General features: G+C 45.4%; 2 protein-coding genes. Both read right to left on the bottom strand.

Translation table 11 applies throughout. The features are described 5' to 3' along the window. On the bottom strand, positions 1-615 hold a 615-nt coding region (gene apaH / locus R7E47_RS25285; protein WP_318085558.1), incomplete at its 3' end, for a bis(5'-nucleosyl)-tetraphosphatase (symmetrical) ApaH. A 16-nt stretch (positions 616-631) separates the two neighbouring features. Then, the gene (gene apaG, locus R7E47_RS25280) at positions 632-1,012 is read right to left on the bottom strand and encodes a Co2+/Mg2+ efflux protein ApaG (RefSeq protein ID WP_005459620.1); all 381 of its coding nucleotides are present in this window, start codon (positions 1,010-1,012) and stop codon (positions 632-634) included. Positions 1,013-1,049 lie beyond the last annotated feature (37 nt).

Below are 1,049 nucleotides of genomic sequence, written 5' to 3'. Positions count from 1 at the left end.
TTGGTCACCTGTGACTTCTTGCGGAGGCAGTTTGCAGTCCATATCTAAACGACCATCAGAAAAGCAGAAACGCATTCTTGTAAAGGCATTGATGATATAGCGGTAGCGATCCAGGCCTTCCAGAGAGTCATCCCAAAGATCTGGTAAGTTGCTGTACATATTTTTTAGCAACCACGGCAACTCTTCGCCTTGGATAATATTTTCTATTTCGCGAGCGCATTGTCTGGCTGTTTCTAAATCCCATTGCGGTGAGATACCCGCATGACACATCACAAACTCGTCGTGCTCTGCCAGAAGAGGTTGTTTAGCTAGCCAAGAGAGCAGTTCTTCGCGGTCTTTAGCGAGGAAAATAGGGGTCGTTTTATCTTTGTCTTTTCGCTTTTTCAGGCCGTAGGATACTGCCAGTAAATGCAAGTCATGATTGCCGAGTACGACTTTTGCGCTGTCACCGAGTGACTTTACGAAGCGCAGTGTTTCGAGTGATTTCGGGCCGCGAGCCACCAAATCTCCTGCGAGCCAAAGTTGGTCATGTTGAGTGGAAAAGTTGACGCGCTTGAGTAGCTGCTGTAGTTCGTCAAAACAGCCTTGGATGTCACCAACGATATAGGTAGCCACTGAATCTCCAATCTTATTAATTTAAAACGTTCGGAATCGCTAAACGAAATGGCTCAATTTCAGTGATGAATTCCTGGCCTTTTTCATCCAGCATTTTGTAGTGTCCTTGCATGACACCAACAGGCGTTTCTAACGCGGTACCACTGCTGTAAGTGTATTCATCGTTGCTTGGAATAAACGGCTGCTGCCCAACAACACCTTCTCCCTCTACCGTCATTTGTTTACCGTTGGAATCGGTAATCAACCATCGGCGACTTATGAGCTGTACTGTCTGTTGGCTGAGGTTTTTAATGGTAATGACGTAGGCGAAAACAAAGCGTTGTAGCTCTGGATTGGATTGCTCTTCGATGTATTTGGTGTGAACTTGAATTTTGATGCAAGGTTGAATGACGTCCATGTGCACTCCTTGATAAACTTAATAATAAGCCAAACCG

This window comes from Vibrio sp. Vb1026 (genome assembly GCF_033338745.1).
GTDB lineage: Bacteria > Pseudomonadota > Gammaproteobacteria > Enterobacterales > Vibrionaceae > Vibrio > Vibrio alginolyticus.
The sequence above is the reverse complement of the archived record's forward strand: the minus strand, read 5'-3'. Positions and strand labels throughout refer to the sequence as shown.